Origin of the sequence: Pseudomonas sp. PLB05 (assembly GCF_021106615.1) — a bacterium.
Taxonomy (GTDB): Bacteria; Pseudomonadota; Gammaproteobacteria; order Pseudomonadales; family Pseudomonadaceae; genus Chryseomonas; species Chryseomonas benzopyrenica.
Map to the genome: position 1 here is coordinate 627,343 of NZ_JAJOHO010000003.1, position 15,132 is coordinate 642,474.

General features: G+C 66.8%; 15 protein-coding genes. 7 read left to right on the forward strand and 8 right to left on the reverse strand.

Annotation, left to right across the window (positions count from 1 at the left end):
* Window position 1 precedes the first annotated feature (1 nt).
* Window positions 2-1,090: a DUF2066 domain-containing protein gene (locus LRS53_RS15725; protein ID WP_231356525.1), complete on the reverse strand. Its 1,089-nt coding sequence runs from the start codon at window positions 1,088-1,090 to the stop codon at window positions 2-4.
* Between the two features lie 285 nt (window positions 1,091-1,375).
* Between LRS53_RS15725 and purM the strand changes: the two genes are divergently transcribed.
* The 3 genes from purM to LRS53_RS15740 are packed head-to-tail and all read left to right on the forward strand — an operon-like array spanning window position 1,376 to window position 3,831.
* Window positions 1,376-2,437: a phosphoribosylformylglycinamidine cyclo-ligase gene (gene purM / locus LRS53_RS15730; protein WP_017638947.1), complete on the forward strand. Its 1,062-nt coding sequence runs from the start codon at window positions 1,376-1,378 to the stop codon at window positions 2,435-2,437.
* Complete coding sequence (gene purN / locus LRS53_RS15735) at window positions 2,434-3,102, forward strand: phosphoribosylglycinamide formyltransferase (RefSeq protein ID WP_231356526.1); 669 nt, start codon at window positions 2,434-2,436, stop codon at window positions 3,100-3,102. Before purM ends, purN begins: the two co-directional genes overlap by 4 nt.
* Window positions 3,103-3,117: 15 nt before the next feature.
* On the forward strand, window positions 3,118-3,831 hold the full coding sequence (locus LRS53_RS15740) for a DUF3108 domain-containing protein (protein ID WP_231356527.1): 714 nt from the start codon (window positions 3,118-3,120) through the stop codon (window positions 3,829-3,831).
* 63 nt (window positions 3,832-3,894) lie between these two features.
* Here LRS53_RS15740 and LRS53_RS15745 read toward each other — a convergent pair whose 3' ends face one another.
* Together LRS53_RS15745 and LRS53_RS23995 are read right to left on the reverse strand one after the other, a co-directional pair.
* Window positions 3,895-4,263, reverse strand: a complete 369-nt coding sequence (locus LRS53_RS15745; protein WP_231356528.1) for a GFA family protein — start codon at window positions 4,261-4,263, stop codon at window positions 3,895-3,897.
* 187 nt (window positions 4,264-4,450) lie between these two features.
* Window positions 4,451-4,747, reverse strand: coding sequence for a GNAT family N-acetyltransferase (locus tag LRS53_RS23995; RefSeq protein ID WP_442968515.1), 297 nt, complete (start codon window positions 4,745-4,747; stop codon window positions 4,451-4,453).
* 177 nt (window positions 4,748-4,924) lie between these two features.
* Between LRS53_RS23995 and LRS53_RS15755 the strand changes: the two genes are divergently transcribed.
* Window positions 4,925-5,104, forward strand: a complete 180-nt coding sequence (locus LRS53_RS15755) for a hypothetical protein (protein WP_231356529.1) — start codon at window positions 4,925-4,927, stop codon at window positions 5,102-5,104.
* A gap of 177 nt (window positions 5,105-5,281) precedes the next feature.
* Here LRS53_RS15755 and LRS53_RS15760 read toward each other — a convergent pair whose 3' ends face one another.
* Genes LRS53_RS15760 through LRS53_RS15770 form a run of 3 tightly spaced genes read right to left on the reverse strand, consistent with a single transcriptional unit; the run spans window position 5,282 to window position 9,017 of the window.
* Window positions 5,282-7,507: a xanthine dehydrogenase family protein molybdopterin-binding subunit gene (locus LRS53_RS15760; RefSeq protein ID WP_231356530.1), complete on the reverse strand. Its 2,226-nt coding sequence runs from the start codon at window positions 7,505-7,507 to the stop codon at window positions 5,282-5,284.
* Window positions 7,504-8,490 carry an FAD binding domain-containing protein gene (locus tag LRS53_RS15765; protein WP_231356531.1) on the reverse strand — a complete coding sequence of 329 codons (987 nt, stop codon included), beginning with the start codon at window positions 8,488-8,490 and terminating at the stop codon, window positions 7,504-7,506. Before LRS53_RS15765 ends, LRS53_RS15760 begins: the two co-directional genes overlap by 4 nt.
* Complete coding sequence (locus LRS53_RS15770; RefSeq protein WP_133859726.1) at window positions 8,487-9,017, reverse strand: (2Fe-2S)-binding protein; 531 nt, start codon at window positions 9,015-9,017, stop codon at window positions 8,487-8,489. The genes LRS53_RS15765 and LRS53_RS15770 overlap by 4 nt, the downstream gene beginning before the upstream one ends.
* A 316-nt stretch (window positions 9,018-9,333) precedes the next feature.
* Between LRS53_RS15770 and paoA the strand changes: the two genes are divergently transcribed.
* The 3 genes from paoA to LRS53_RS15785 are packed head-to-tail and all read left to right on the forward strand — an operon-like array spanning window position 9,334 to window position 13,212.
* Window positions 9,334-10,002 (forward strand): aldehyde dehydrogenase iron-sulfur subunit PaoA, encoded by a 669-nt coding sequence (gene paoA, locus LRS53_RS15775; protein ID WP_231356532.1) that lies wholly within the window; start codon window positions 9,334-9,336, stop codon window positions 10,000-10,002.
* Window positions 9,999-10,979, forward strand: a complete 981-nt coding sequence (locus LRS53_RS15780) for an FAD binding domain-containing protein (protein ID WP_231356533.1) — start codon at window positions 9,999-10,001, stop codon at window positions 10,977-10,979. The genes paoA and LRS53_RS15780 overlap by 4 nt, the downstream gene beginning before the upstream one ends.
* A 10-nt stretch (window positions 10,980-10,989) precedes the next feature.
* Window positions 10,990-13,212 carry a xanthine dehydrogenase family protein molybdopterin-binding subunit gene (locus LRS53_RS15785; protein ID WP_231356534.1) on the forward strand — a complete coding sequence of 741 codons (2,223 nt, stop codon included), beginning with the start codon at window positions 10,990-10,992 and terminating at the stop codon, window positions 13,210-13,212.
* 16 nt (window positions 13,213-13,228) lie between these two features.
* Here LRS53_RS15785 and LRS53_RS15790 read toward each other — a convergent pair whose 3' ends face one another.
* Both LRS53_RS15790 and LRS53_RS15795 read right to left on the reverse strand, forming a co-directional pair.
* Complete coding sequence (locus LRS53_RS15790) at window positions 13,229-14,125, reverse strand: DMT family transporter (protein WP_068385188.1); 897 nt, start codon at window positions 14,123-14,125, stop codon at window positions 13,229-13,231.
* A gap of 22 nt (window positions 14,126-14,147) precedes the next feature.
* Entirely contained in the window at window positions 14,148-15,050 is a 903-nt protein-coding gene (locus LRS53_RS15795) for a DMT family transporter (protein ID WP_231356535.1), read from the reverse strand.
* Window positions 15,051-15,132 lie beyond the last annotated feature (82 nt).

Below are 15,132 nucleotides of genomic sequence, written 5' to 3' on the forward strand. Positions count from 1 at the left end.
CTCATGGCCAGCGGAAATACAGGGTGGTACGCGCCGGCTGGGCGGACGGGGCTGGCTGGGCCACAGGCGCGCTCGGCGCGGCCGTGGCGTCGACGGCTACACCCTGGGTCGCCGGTGCCGGAGTGGCAGGGGCGGTCGGCGCGGAGGCGGGCTGCAGGCCGGCGAGACCGAGCTGTGCCTGCAACTGGTCGGGATTGGCGGTGAGGTCGTAGGTCAGCTGGGTGCCCTCGACCTTGACCAGGCGGCTCGACAGGGGCTCCAGGACTTTCTGCAGCTGGGCATAGCGCTCGAAGTTGGAGTTGTCGGCCACCAGCGTCAGCGGCTGGGTGGTGCCCGGACGGGAAACGAATTTCTTCGACAGGCGCGCAGCCACGTCCTGCAGGACGGCGGCGGCCAGGGCGTCCTGATCGGCCGCCTGGCTGCTGCCTTGCTCCGCGGCGCCGTTATTCCACAGGCGCCACTGGGCCTGCCAGCCATTGCCCTGGGACTTGGCGTGCACCGCCAGCAGGGCATTGGCGCCATAGCGCTCGGAGGCCTGGCGCAGGGCGGTCGGATCGCTGGCGTCGATGTTGGCGGCGGTACCGGCCAGTTGCTCGTTGAGATCGGCCAGCGGCAGGCGGATCGGCAGGCCGGCGCGTTGGGCGCCACGCTGGACGCCGGTGCTGGCGGGCTGGCCATCACCTACCAGGGTCGCCCCGCTGTCGGCGTCGTTGAGCCACCAGATCATCACCACCGGGCGATTGGCGCCCCATACCGAGAGCCCCGCCTGGCCCAGGGCACGCTCGGTGGCGGCCGGGTCGAAGTTGGCCACCAGCACCTCCGGCGGGCCGGCGTCATAGCTGTACTGGCTGATCAGGGACTCGGGCGCCGCCAGGGCACTGGCGAGACCAGGAGTCTGGCCGGCCTGGGGATTGCCGGTCAGGCGTCCAGCCAGCACCTGCAGGGCGCGCTTGAGGGCGGCATTGCGCTCGTCCGGTTGTTGCGAGGTCACCGGCTCGCGGACCTGGTAGAGGTTGCCCACCACCTCGGCGTGCGCGAGCGGACTCAGAACCAGCAGCGAAGCGAGCAACGGAAGGACGAGACGGCGCATGGCAATTCCATAGAAAGGGCAAGGGGCATACCTTAAAAGCCGCCCGACCCGCGAGCAAGGGCACTGGGTCGCGGGCTGCGCAGAAGGTAGCAGCGAACATTGCCCACCCGGCGAACGGATGGGCGATCAGGCTCAGACCCCAGGGCGCTGGCCGGGTGCCATCGCCACCCGGACCGGAGGCCACGGCGGGCCGCGTGCTTTGGCACGGCTTCTGGTAAAATCGCCCGCCTCATTGCCGGCTGGCGCCAGCCGGCTCGTTTCGCCATTAGCCAAAGGCCAGGATTCATGAGCAAACAACCCCAGCTGAGCTACAAGGACGCCGGTGTAGACATCGACGCCGGTGAGGCTCTGGTAGAACGCATCAAGGGCGTCGCCAAGCGCACCGCCCGCCCGGAAGTCATGGGCGGCCTGGGGGGCTTCGGTGCCCTGTGCGAGATCCCGGCAGGCTATCGCCAGCCCGTGCTGGTCTCCGGTACCGACGGCGTCGGCACCAAGCTGCGCCTGGCCATGAACCTGGCCAAGCACGACAGCATCGGCATCGACCTGGTCGCCATGTGCGTCAACGACCTGGTGGTCTGCGGCGCCGAGCCGCTCTTCTTCCTCGACTACTACGCCACCGGCAAGCTCAACGTCGACGTCGCCGCCCAGGTGGTGACCGGCATCGGCACTGGTTGCGAACAGGCTGGCTGCTCCCTGGTGGGTGGCGAGACCGCCGAGATGCCCGGCATGTACGAAGGCGAAGACTATGACCTGGCCGGCTTCTGCGTCGGCGTGGTGGAAAAGTCCGAGATCATCGACGGTTCCAAGGTGACCACCGGCGACGCCCTGATCGCCCTGCCCTCTTCCGGCCCGCACTCCAACGGCTATTCGCTGATCCGCAAGATCATCGAGGTGGCCGGCGCCGACATCGAGAACATCCAGCTCGACGGCCAGCCGCTGACCGAATTGCTGATGGCGCCCACCCGCATCTACGTCAAGCCGCTGCTCAAGCTGATCAAGGACACCGGCGCGGTCAAGGCCATGGCCCACATCACCGGTGGCGGCCTGCTGGACAATATCCCGCGGGTACTGCCCGAGGGTGCCCAGGCGGTGCTCGACGTCGCCAGCTGGCAGCGTCCGGCGGTATTCGACTGGCTGCAACAGCAGGGCAACGTCGACGAGACCGAGATGCACCGCGTGCTGAACTGTGGCGTGGGCATGGTCATCTGCGTGGCCCAGGATCAGGTCGAAGGCGCCCTGCAGGTGCTGCGTGCCGAGGGCGAGCAGCCCTGGGTCATCGGCCGTATCGAACAGGCCGCCGAGGGCGCCGACCAGGTCGTGCTGAACAATCTGAAACAGCACGGATGAGTCCTGCCGACTGCGCCGTGGTGGTGCTCATCTCCGGCCACGGCAGCAACCTGCAAGCTCTGATCGACGCCGCGACCCCGCCCGTGCGGATCGCGGCGGTGATCGCCAACCGCGCCGAGGCCTATGGCCTGGAACGGGCCCGACAGGCCGGGATCGCCACCCAGGTGATCGACCACCGCGAGCATGCCGATCGCGAAAGCTTCGATGCGGCCCTGGCAGCCGCCATCGACGCCCAGGGCGCCGATCTGGTGGTGCTGGCCGGCTTCATGCGCATCCTCACGCCGGCCTTCGTGCGGCGCTACCAGGGTCGCCTGCTCAATATCCATCCCTCACTGCTGCCGCTGTACAAGGGCTTGCACACCCACCAGCGCGCCCTGGATGCCGGCGATGCCTGGCACGGCTGCAGCGTGCACTTCGTCACCGAAGAGCTGGATGGCGGTCCGGTCGTTCTGCAGTCGCGGGTACCGGTGCAGCCTGAAGATACGTCGGAGAGCCTGGCGACACGGGTACACGCCGCCGAGCACCTCCTTTATCCTGTGGCGGTGCGGCTGTTCGCCGAAGGTCGTCTGCGGCTGGGCACCCTGGGTGCCGAGCTCGACGGCGAGGTGCTGCCGCCTACCGGGGCCACGTTGCCGTCGCTGACGGCCGCGGCCTCCCCTTCCTGATCCAAGGAGAAACTGATGCGACGTCTGTTGTTCCTATTGGCCACTCTCTGCAGCGCCTCGGCCTTCGCCTTCGACCTGCAGCCGTTCACGGCCAGCTACACCGCCGACTGGAAGCAGATGCCGGTCAGCGGCTCGGCCGAGCGCTCGCTGCAGAAGGAAGCCGATGGCCGCTGGGAGCTGAAGTTCGAAGCCTCCATGCTGGTCGCCGGCCTCAACGAGTCCAGCACCTTCCGCCGTGAGGGCGAAGCCTTCCTGCCGGACACCTACCAGTACAAGCGCAGCGGGCTGGGCAAGAGCCGCGAGAGCGAACTGACCTTCGACTGGGCCGGCAAGAAGGTCACCGGCAAGGACAAGGATGATCCGGTCAATCTGACCCTGGATCGCGGTCTGCTGGACAAGTCGACCTACCAGCTCAAGCTGCAGCAGGACGTGGCCGACGGCAAGAAGAGCATGAGCTACCAGATCGTCGACGGCGACGGCATCGACACCTACGACTTCCGCGTCATCGGCCCGGAGCGCATCCGCACCCCGCTGGGTCTGTTCGATGCCATCAAGGTGGAGCGCGTGCGCGATCCCACCAAGAGCAGCCGCAAGACCGAACTGTGGTTCGCCAAGGACTGGGACTACCTGCTGGTGCGTCTCTACCAGCAGGAGAGCGACGGCAAGGAATACCAGACCAGCCTCAAGGAAGGCTCGGTCAACGGGCGCACGGTGAAAGGCGCCAACTGATCCTGGTAGTTGCAAAGACGCCCTCTTTGGAGGGCGTTTTCTTTTCAGCGGGGACCCGTCCGCTCAGGGATTCCACCAGCCCGGTCGCTGGTCGGCGAAAGCATGAAAGAGCGGCACAACGTCATCGTCGAGTCGATCCAGGCTACCCACCGCCAGGGCGAGGGTCGGACCGTCATCCACGGCGCCTAGCGTGGAACCGCAGTGCGGGCAGAAGGCTCGGCACGTCGTAGCCGAGGAGCGCCAGAGGGCCGGCTCGCCACCCGGACCGGTCCAGCGCAGCTGGGCCTTGTCCAACTCGATCCAGACCTGCGTCGGTGCCCCGGAATGCCGGCGGCACTGCTCGCAGGAACAGCTGTGGGGATCCCGTGGCGAGCCTGTCACGAGATAACGAATCTGGCCGCAGAGGCAGCCACCGGTGCGCGTGCTGTCCATCAGGAGATGCCTCCTTGGTCCTGTCTAGGCGTGCGGGATTTCTCGTAGCGGACATCCGTCCCTTCGAGGGAGACGACCCTGTGCCAGCCGTGAGACCGATAAAAGGCATTCGCCCGTACCGCCGGGCGCCCATCGGTGACCAGCCAGATCAGGGCATGACGGCGGAATAGCGCGGTCTCGGCGGCGGCTAGCAGACGGGCGCCAAGCCCTGGCCTTGCCAGTCGGGTCTGACGAACAGAGCGAAGATCTCGCCGGTCGCCAGATCGACCAAGCTGAAGCCCACCACCTCGCCTCCCACCTCCACCACCCAGGCACAGGGCGCGGCGGCGAGCAGCTCGGCGATCGATTCAGGGGTGACGCCCAATTCAGCGAGTTGCTCCCGGGTAAGGGCGTTGTCCGTGACCGCGGTACGGATGGCGAACAGCGCCTCTATGTCGGCCAGGGTGGCAAGCCTCAACTGAGCAGAGGCAGCGCAAGCGGTCACAGGGATTCTCTTGATGTCGGCATAGAGCGATGCCGATGATGACCATGAGCAGCGCGACAGATTGTCGCAGAAGTTGTAACGACTTGTTGCCGAGATACGCCTTGGTCCTGAAGCGAAACGCTCTAGTATGGGTTTTCAAGCCCTGCCGTAGCGCGGGCTCGACCAAGGAGATACAGCATGACCATTACCGTAACCGAACGTGACGAAGACCAGATGTCCCGCGAAGCCCGTGGCCTGGGCATGCATCTGTGGGACGTGAAGCAGGAAGGGGAACTGGTCGGCGTCTACCAGAGCGAAGCCGATGCCCTGGAATACAAGGAGCAGATCGAACACGAAGGCGCGTCGCACGCCGAGTGAGTCGAAGGATCTTTTTACCGACTGCCTGAAAAAGGCCCGCCTCTTGGAGGCGGGCCTTTTTCGTTGCAGAGGTTCGCGGATGTTGGGCTTCACTGCGCTCAGCGCCAACCCACGGGATGATCATGCCGCGTAGGTTGGGTTGAGACGGCTCCATCGTCGAAGCCCAACAACATTACATCAATGCAGCAGCTCGTCGGCGAAGACCTTGTCCAGGGTGATGGGCAGGTCGCGAACCCGCTTGCCCGTAGCATGGAAGATGGCGTTGGCGATGGCCGGCGCTACCCCGACGATACCGATTTCGCCGATGCCCTTGGCGCCCAGCGGATTGACGATCTCGTCGTGTTCCTCGACGAAGATCACCTCCAGCTGATGAACATCGGCCTGCACCGGGAAGTGGTACTCGGCGAGGCTGTGGTTCATCCAGCGGCCTTCGGTAGTGTCCATCATCCCCTCTTCCTGCAGGCCCATGCCGATGCCCCAGACGATGCCACCGGCTACCTGGTTCTCGCCGGTCTTGAGATTAAGGATGCGGCCGGCGGCCACCGCGGTGACCACGCGACTGACCTGGACGCTGCCGAAGTCTTCGTCGACCTTGACCTCGACGAACACCGCCGAGTGGGTACCGGTGGCGTAGTTGTCGCGCTCTTCCGCCGGCTCGGCGCTGGCCAAGGTTTCCATGGACGGCGAACCCGAAGCCTTGAGGATGGCGGTGAAGTCGACACGCTGGGCCGGATTGGTCTTGAGACTGATGCCGCCATCGGCGAACACCACCTGCTCCAGTTCGGCCTTGGCTAGCGGGGAGTCGTCCATCTCCTTTGCCGCATCCAGCAGTTGCTGGCGCAGCTGGTCGCAGGCCAGTTTCACGGCGGTGCCCACCGAAGACACGGTAAAGGAACCGCCTTCGAGGGGCGCCTTGGGCAGAGTGGAATCACCGAGTTTGAAGGTCACCTTGTCCAGCGGCAGACCGAGGTTCTCGGCGGCGATCTGGGTCATCACCGTATAGGTGCCGGTGCCGATATCGGCGGTCGCACTGGCTACCACTAGGCTGCCGTCGATGTTCATCACCGCCTTGGCGGTGGCGGGTTGCTGCATGGCCTCCCAGACCCCGGTCGCCATGCCCCAGCCGACCAGCTGGTTGCCATCGCGCATGGAACGTGGCGCCATGCTGCGCTGCTCCCAGCCGAAACGCTCGGCGGCCTGGCGATAGCATTCCAGCAGCTCCTTGCTGGAATAGGGCTTGTTCTTGGCCGGATCGACATTGGTGAAGTTGCGAATACGCAGCTCCAGCGGATCGATGTCGGCAGCGTATGCCAATTCGTCCATGGCACTTTCCAGCGCATAGACACCCAGTACAGCCCCCGGCGCGCGCATGTCCAGCGGGGTGTAGACGTCCAGTGCGGCCAGCTGGTAGGCCAGCTTGACGTTGGGACAGGCATAGAGCGATGCCGACCAGACCAGCACCATCTCGGTGAAGTCTTCGAACCGCGAGGTGATGCCCAGGGCGCTGTGATCGATGGCCTGCAGCTTGCCGTCGCTGTCGCAGGCCAGCTTGACCTGCTGATAGGTCTCGGGGCGATAGCCGAAGGTGAACATCTGCTGGCGGGTCAGGGTGACCCGTACCGAGCGCTTGAGTTGCAGCGCGGCCATGGTCGCCAGCACCAGCTGGTACTGCGGACGCAGACCGGACCCGAAGGCGCCGCCGACGAAGGGCGAGATGACCTTCACGTCGCCTTCGCCCAGCCCGAAGATGCTGCTGACGAACTGGGCGCTGTTCTGCACGCCCTGGGTCTTGTCGTGCACCGTCAGCTTGCCGTCCTTGTGGTAGATGACCGTCGAGGCGTGCATCTCCATGGGATTGTGGAATTCCGCCGCGGAGTGGTATTCGGCTTCGATACGGGTAGGCGCCGCGGCCCAGGCTGCCGGGGCGTTACCCCGATTCTCCGGCAACTCCATAGGCGCTTCGTGGGCCTGGTCGCGGGCCTGGGCCAGGTCGGTGGCGTGCTCCTCTTCGCTGTATTGGGCGCGAATCAGCGCGGCGGCGTGACGTGCGGCCTCGAAGGTCTCGGCGACGACCAGGGCGATGGGCTGGCCACTGTAGAGAATGCGATCGTTGTACAACGGCCGAAAGGGCTTGCCATCGGCCGCGTCCATGTCGGTATAGCTCTCGTCATAGCTGGCCATCTTGGGTCGATTGAGGTGGCTGAGCACCTCGATGACACCGGGCTGGGCCAGGGCTTCGCTGACGTCCAGGCCGAGCAGGCGACCCTTGGTGATGGTGGCGTTGACCACGAAACCAAAGGCCAGATCCGGCACGCTGAATTCGCCGGCGTAGAGGGCCTGGCCGGTGACCTTGAGCGGACCGTCGACGCGGGGAACGGCTTTTTGCAGATGGACGAAGGTCATTGCAGGGTACCTCCGGCGGCTTCGGTAAGGGCACGGACGATGGCGCGCCGGGCCAGTTCGATCTTGAAGCTGTTGTGGGCGAAGCCCTGGGCGCCTTGCAGCAGGCGATCAGCCAGTTGACCGAAGGCTGCCTTGTCCGCGACCTGGCCAACCAGCGCCTGCTCGGCCTCCGGCAGGCGCCAGGGCTTATGGGCCACGCCACCCAGGGCGACACGCACCTGCTTGATGCGCTCGCCATCCAGTTCCAGGGCTGCCGCCACCGAGACCAGGGCGAAGGCATAGGAGGCGCGGTCGCGGATCTTCAGGTAGGCGCTGTGGGCCGCCAGGCTTTCCGCCGGCAGGGTCACGGCGGTGATGAGTTCGTCGGCGGCGAGATTGGTGTCGCGCTCCGGGGTGTCGCCGGGCAGGCGGTGGAAATCGGCGAAGTCGATGACGCGATCCCCCTGGGGCCCGCTTACCTCGACCTTGGCCTGTAGGGCGGCCAGGGCCACGCACATGTCCGAGGGGTGAGTGGCGATGCACTGCTCGCTGTGGCCCAGGATGGCATGGATGCGATTCTGCCCCTCGCGAGCACCACAGCCAGAGCCCGGCTCGCGCTTGTTGCAGGGGGTGCCCACGTCATAGAAGTAGTAGCAGCGGGTGCGCTGCAAGAGGTTGCCACCGGTAGACGCCATGTTACGCAACTGCGGCGAGGCGCCAGCGAGGATGGCCTTGGCCAGCAGCGGATAGCGGCGTTGCACCTCGGGGTGGTAGGCCACCTCGGCATTCTTGACCAGGGCGCCGATGCGCAGACCGCCTTCGGGGGTGGTCTCGACCTCGCGCAGGGGCAGGCCGTTGACGTCGATCAGTTGCTCGGGACGCTCGACGTTTTCCTTCATCAGGTCCAACAGATTGGTGCCGCCGGCGATGAAGTGGGTCTGGGGCCCATGCTGGCGGATGGCATCGGGCACGGCGTTGGGCTTGGCATAACCGAAGCGGTTCATTCGCGGCCCTCCCCTTGCTGGCAATCCGGACGCGCCCGCTCGATGGCGGCGCGGATGTTCCGATAGGCCCCGCAGCGGCAGAGGTTGCCGCTCATCTGCTCGGCCACCTCGGCCTCGCTGTGGGCGTGGCCCTCCTTGAGCATGCCGATCGCCGAGCAGATCTGCCCCGGGGTGCAATAGCCGCACTGGAAGGCATCTTCGGCGACGAAGGCGGCCTGCATGGGGTGCAGCTGGTCGCCCTGGGCCAGGCCCTCGACGGTGGTGACCTCGGCGCCGTCCTGCATGACCGCCAGGGCCAGACAGCTGTTGATGCGGGTGCCATTGACCAGCACGGTGCAGGCGCCGCACTGACCATGATCGCAACCCTTCTTGGTGCCGGTCAGGTCGAGGTGGTCGCGCAGGAGATCGAGCAAGGTGGTCCAGGGCTCCACGGCCAGTTGCAGCTGCTTGCCGTTGAGAGTCAGGGCGATGGTATGGGACTCGGGTTCGGCCAGGGGCTGAACCTGGCGCGCGGGGGTGGCGTTCATGGCGGACCTCACGGTTAAAGCCGCGGGGTGCAGATGCCCCCGTGGTCGGAATAGGTGGTGGCAGCGAAAGGCCACCTCAGGTAAGGGACTGTTGCCGACCGGAAGCGGTTCAGCACCCCTGCCCAGCGGTATTCAACGTGACGTTGAAGCCTGCTCAGCGAAGCGTTGGGAGTACTGATCCAGAGCCCTTGGGCATGGGCAGGACACATCCGGTATGGCGGCTCCTGCCACCAGCGGCCCAGTGGCCTGAACCCCGTCGGCAAAGGGGCAGTCATCAGAACTCCCGTGATGCGCCTCCAACGATGAGAATCCGACCATGGCTTCCGACTCCGATGCACCCTGGCGCCTGTCCCGGCGCCAGTTCCTCGGCACTTCCGCGGTGCTGGTGGCGACCAGCGCCATTCCCGGCTACACCTTTGCCCAGGCCAGCGGTGGCGCGCCCCTGACACCCCAGGCCATCGCCGCCCGCCTGCCGCGGCTGCTGCCCCTGACCCTGCAGATCAATGGCGAGGCGCGCCGGCTCAAGGTCGACAGCCGCACCACCCTGCTCGATGCCCTGCGCGAAAACCTGCACCTCACCGGCACCAAGAAGGGCTGCGACCATGGGCAGTGTGGCGCCTGCACCGTGCTGGTGAATGGCCAGCGCATCAACAGCTGCCTGAGCCTGGCGGCCATGCATGAAGGCGACGCCGTCACCACCATCGAGGGCCTGGGCAACGCCGAGCGGCTGCATCCCATGCAGGCCGCCTTCCTGGCCAAGGACGGTTTCCAGTGCGGCTATTGCACCCCGGGGCAGATCTGCTCGGCGGTGGCCTTGCTCGACGAGGTCAAGGCCGGCATGCCCAGCCACGTCTCGGCGCGCCTCGATGGCCCCATGCGCCTGAGCGAGGAAGAGATCCGCGAGCGCATGAGCGGCAATCTCTGCCGCTGCAGTGCCTATCCCAATATCGTCGCGGCCATCCAGATGGCGGGGGGACAGGCATGAGAGTCTTCGACTATCGGCGTGTCCAGAACGAGGCCGACGCCAGCCGCCAGGGCGTCCAGGCGGGCAGTCGCTTCATCGCCGGGGGTACCAATCTGCTGGATCTGATGAAGCTGGAGATCGAGACTCCCAGCCAGGTGCTGGACATCAATCGCCTGCAGCTGGATCAGATCAGCGCCACCGAGGGCGGCGGCTTGCGCATCGGTACCCTGGTGCGCAATTCCACCCTGGCCGCGGACCCTCGGGTGCGCGAGCGCTATCCGGTGCTGTCGCGCGCCTTGCTGGCCGGTGCCTCGGCGCAGTTGCGCAACAAGGCCACCACCGGGGGCAATCTCCTGCAGCGCACCCGCTGCTCCTACTTCTACAACACCGCCATGCCCTGCAACAAACGCCAGCCCGGCAGTGGCTGTGCGGCCCTGGGCGGCTTCAATCGGATGAACGCGGTGCTTGGCGCCAGCGACCAGTGCATCGCCGTGCACCCCTCCGACATGGCGGTGGCCATGCGGGTGCTGGACGCCACGGTGGAAACCCGGGAAGCCACTGGCCGCACCCGGCGCATTCCTATCGCCGACTTTCATCGCCTGCCCGGGGACACCCCGCAGATCGAGACGGTGCTGCAACCCGGCGAACTCATCACCGCCGTGACCCTGCCGCCGCCACCGCCCGGCATCCAGGTCTATCGCAAGGTGCGCGATCGCGCTTCCTATGCCTTTGCCCTGGTGTCCATGGCGGCCATCGTCGAGCTGGACGGCACGCGTATCCGCAGCGGTCGTGCGGCGTTCGGCGGCCTGGCGCACAAGCCCTGGCGGGTAGCGGCGGCTGATCAAGCCTTTGCCGGCCAGGCGGCGGACGGTGATCTCGCCGCCGTTGGCGATGCCCTGCTCGCCGGCGCCCGTGGCTATGGCCACAACGAATTCAAACTCGAGCTGACCCGCCGCGTCCTGCGCGCTGGGGTGGCCGACGCTCGCCACCAGGCCTGAGGACAGCAGCATGGAAATGAATGAACCCGCTGGCCGCAACCTGATCGATGAGAATCGCGGCGGCCTGATCGGCAAGCCCATCGATCGCGTCGACGGCCTGCTCAAGGTCACCGGCCAGGCGCCCTACAGCTTCGAATTCCGCAATGATCGCGTGGCCTATGGCTTCATCGTCGGCGCCACCATCGCCAAGGGCCGCATCGCTCGACTGGACACCTCCGCCGCCGAAAGCGCGCCGGGCGTGCTCAGCATCCTGACCTATCGCAACGCGCCGCGCCAGGCCGCCCGGGAGCCGGACAACAGCGGCCGCTTCACCCGGCCCAAGCCCTATCTGGACAGCGACCAGGTGCGCTATTTCGGCGAACCCGTGGCCTTCGTGGTGGCCGAGACCTTCGAGGAGGCGCGCCTGGCGGCGACCCTGGTGGAGATCGACTACGCCGCCGAACCGGGCGTCTTCGATCTGGCCGCCAACCTCGGGCAGGCGGTGAAGCCACCGGATGGCGATCAGCCCACCGACACCGCCTCGGGCGATGTCGACGCCGCCTTCGCCCGGGCGCCGATCAAGCTCGACCAGCGCTACACTACGCCCTACCACATCCATGCGCAGATGGAGCCCCACGCCAGCCTCGCCCAGTGGGACGGCGACCGGGTGACGATCTATTGCTCCACTCAGTTCGTCGAGCAGGCGCAGAGTTGCGTGGCCAACACCCTGCAGCTGCCCAAGGACAAGGTGCGCATCGTGGCGCGCTATATCGGTGGCGGTTTCGGCGGCAAGTTGCCGATCTATGCCGACGCCCTGATCGGCGCCATGGCCGCCCGGGCAATCGGCCGGCCGGTCAAGGTCACCCTCACCCGCCAGCAGATGTTCCAGATCACCGACCACCGCTCGGCCACGGTGCAGCGCATCCGCCTGGGTGCCGACCGCGATGGTCGTATCCAGGCGATGGCCCACGAGGGCTGGTCCCATTCCGCTCGTGGTCTGACCTACTACGAACCCACCGGTCTGTCCTCGCGTACCCTCTATGCCGGCGATGACCGCCTGGTGGCGCACCGCATGGTCGAGCTGGATCTGCCCGAGTCCGGCTCCTGCCGCGCGCCCGGCGAAGCCGTGGGCATGCTCGCCAGCGAAAGCGCCATGGACGAGCTGGCGGTCATGCTCGCGCTCGATCCCATCGAGCTGCGCATCCGCAACGAACCCAGCCAGGACCCGGAAAAGCACATCCCCTTCTCCTCCCGCAAGCTGGTGGAGTGCATGCAGGACGGCGCCCGCCGCTTCGGCTGGAACCGGCGCAATGCCACGCCCGGTCAGGTGCGTGATGGCGACTGGCTGATCGGCATGGGCATGGCGGCGGCCAGTCGCGCCAACATGCTCAGGCCGTCCCAGGCCGGCGTGCGCCTGGAGGCCGATGGCACGGCCACGGTCAAGACCTCGATGACCGACATCGGCACCGGGACCTACACCATCCTGGCGCAGATCGCCGGTGAGTCCCTCGGCTTGCCGGTGGAGCGGGTCAAGGTGCTGCTGGGCGACAGCGACGATCCGGCCGGGGCCGGCTCCGGCGGCTCCTTCGGTGCGGCCAGTTCCGGCTCCTCGGTCTATGTCGCCTGCGAGAACCTACGCCTGAAGGCGGCGCAAGCGGCGGGACTGGATCCGGCCAGCGCCCGTTTCGTCGGCGGCCGGCTGATCGCCGACAACGGCAGTCGCGACCTCGCCGAACTGGCGCGCGAGCATGATCTCCAGGCCATCGGCGAGATCAAGCCGGGGCAGACGCTCAAGGACTATTCCCAGCAGGGCTACGGCGCCTTCTTCGCCGAGGTGGGGGTGCACGCCCTCACCGGTGAGATCCGCCTGCGGCGCATGCTCGGGGTGTTCGCCGCGGGGCGCATCCTCAACGAGAAGACCGCCCATTCGCAGATGCTCGGCGGGATGATCTGGGGGGTGGGCAGCGCCTTGCACGAAGACGGGGTGATCGATACCCGTCACGGTCACTTCGTCAACCATGACCTGGCCGACTACCACTACCCCTGTCACCTGGACATCCCCGCCATCGAAGCTCATTTCCTGCCGGAAGTGGACGACAAGGCCAATCCGCTGAAGATCAAGGGCGTCGGCGAACTGGGCATCTGTGGCGCAGGAGCCGCCCTCACCAACGCCGTCTACAACGCCTGCGGGGTGCGCATCCGCGACTATCCGCTCACGGTGGACAAGGTGCTGGCGGGGCTGAAGACGGCCTGACGGCGGGCGGCGCGGCTCAGCGCGCCGCCTTGCTTCCCGCCCGGGTCGCCAGCAGCACCCCGCCGATGGCGATGACCATGGCCACCCAGGCCAGCGGTGGCAAGGTTTCGCCGAGCAGCAACCAGGCGCTCAGAGCGGCGCCTGGCGGTACGCAGAAGAACAGCGCACTGACCCGTGCCGCCTCGCCAGCGCGGATCATCCACACCAGCAGGCTGATGGCCAGCAGCGAATTGGCCAGCACCAGATAGGCCAGGGCGCCAATGAAGGCCGGCGCCCAGTGCACCGGCGTGTGCTCGAACAGCAGCGCCAGGGGCGCGCAACACAGCAGACCGACGCTGTACTGCACCAGGTTGTTGGTGACCGGATGCTGGGCCACGCCCAGGCGCTTTTCATAGAGTACGGCGCTGGTCATGCCCAGCAGCGCGCCCACCGCCAGGAAGATGCCCGCCACGGACTCCACGGCGACGCTCGCCCGCGCTAGGATCACCCCGATGGCGCCGAGCAGTCCCAGGGCCAGCCCCAGCCACTGCAGCGGCGCCACCCGCTCGCCCACCAGCAGCGGTGCGCCCAGGGCCACCAGGATGGGTTGCAACGAGGCGACCATGGCCACCACGTTGGCCGAGGCGCCCATCACCAGGGCGCCATAGCTCATGCCGAAATAGACGCCCTGGATCAGAAAGCCCACCACGGCCAGATTCGCCCACTCCCGCCGCGTACGCGGCAGTGGCGGGCGCAGGATGAGGAAGGCGACCAGTAGCACGCTGAAGGCCAGGGCATAGCGCATCGCCAGCAGGGTGAAGGGTGGTGCATAGGCCAGGCCCACCTTGGACACGGCGAATCCGGCGGACCACAGGGCCAGGAACACCAGGGGGATGAGGCGCAGCAACCAGGGATGCAGCGAGGTGGACGACATCGGATTCTCAAGGCCAGGCGAGTCAGCGGGACGCAGCTCGCGAGCGGGAAGGATAGCTGACGATCAGCAGACCGCTGAGCACCAGGGCGGCACCTGCAAGAAAACCAGGGCCTGGGGTCTCGCCCAGCAGCCAGACGCCCATCAGCACCCCGAACAGCGGCGTCAGCAGGGTCAGCACGCCCAGAGGCGCGGCGCGATAGCGACTGAGCAGCACGAACCACCCCAGCAGACTGATGCCGGCGACGATGAACACCTGGAACGCCAGACTCGACCAGGCCAGGGAGTCGAGTGCTGCCAGATCCAGGTGTTTGCCGAGCGGGAGGGCCAGCGCCAGGAGCACCACCCCAGTCACCCCGAGTTGATAGAACAGGGTGCGCAGCGGCGGCGCCTCGGCCAGGGCGCTGCGGCGGATCAGCACCGTGGTGGCGCCCCAGGCAGCGCCGCCGACCAGGCCGATCAGATCGCCCTGCCAGCTGGTGCCGCCGCTCGGCTTGCCAATCAGGAAGGCACAGACCACACCACTGGCCGCCAGCACCATGCCCAGCCACTGACGCCCCGACAGCCGCTCGCCGGGCACCAGCCAGTGCAGGCCACAGGCGGCGAACAGCGGCGCCGTGTAGATGAACACCACCATGTGCGCGGCGCTGGTGTATTTCAGGCCCACCGCCATGCAGAGGAACTCCAGGGCGAACAGCGAACCGGCGAGCAGTCCGGGAATCAGCGTCCGGTCGTGCCCCAGGCAGCGGATGCCGCGCCAGCGTGCCAGGCCGTAGAGCAACCCGGCCGCCAGCAGCGAACGCCAGCCGATCTGCAGCAGCGGATCGACCTGTTCGGCGATGGCCTTGATGGCCGTCTGCTGCAGGCCCCAGACCAGGCAGAGTGCCAGCATGACCAGCACGGCCGTGGCATCCAGCTCCTTGCGCATGAGCGTCGCTCCACGAATAAGTGAGCCTGAATGGTGACGTTGGCTGAACAGGTCGGACAAACGATGTTTAATAGGTGTCAGG